The organism is Cytobacillus sp. GQ23 (genome assembly GCF_059758675.1).
Genome location: NZ_JCAXER010000083.1, coordinates 1 through 354 on the forward strand (window position 1 = coordinate 1; position 354 = coordinate 354).

The 354-nt window shown below is 53.4% G+C and carries 4 tRNA genes; all 4 read right to left on the reverse strand.

Features of this window, described 5'->3' with window-relative positions:
* Nucleotides 1-2: 2 nt before the first annotated feature.
* The 4 genes from AC6CHU_RS25965 to AC6CHU_RS25980 all read right to left on the reverse strand — a co-directional run bounded on the left by AC6CHU_RS25965 (nucleotide 3) and on the right by AC6CHU_RS25980 (nucleotide 340).
* A tRNA-Val gene (locus tag AC6CHU_RS25965) sits at nucleotides 3-75 on the reverse strand.
* A 4-nt stretch (nucleotides 76-79) separates the two neighbouring features.
* A tRNA-Glu gene (locus AC6CHU_RS25970) sits at nucleotides 80-154 on the reverse strand.
* A gap of 15 nt (nucleotides 155-169) precedes the next feature.
* Nucleotides 170-260 (reverse strand) — tRNA-Ser (locus AC6CHU_RS25975).
* Nucleotides 261-265: 5 nt separating this feature from the next.
* A tRNA-Asn gene (locus AC6CHU_RS25980) sits at nucleotides 266-340 on the reverse strand.
* Nucleotides 341-354 lie beyond the last annotated feature (14 nt).

A 354-nucleotide genomic window follows, 5' to 3' on the forward strand; every position in this document is an offset into this window, starting at 1 on the left:
GGTGGAGGATGACGGGATCGAACCGCCGACCCTCTGCTTGTAAGGCAGATGCTCTCCCAGCTGAGCTAATCCTCCAAAATGGTGACCCCTACGGGATTCGAACCCGTGTTACCGCCGTGAAAGGGCGGTGTCTTAACCGCTTGACCAAGGGGCCAATATGAAATTTATATGGCGGAGAGCAAGGGATTTGAACCCTTGATACGCGGTTAGCGTATACACGATTTCCAATCGTGCTCCTTCGGCCACTCGGACAGCTCTCCATTTTTGGCTCCGCAGGCAGGATTCGAACCTGCGACCGTTCGGTTAACAGCCGAATGCTCTACCACTGAGCTACTGCGGAAAAGTGGTATTTTT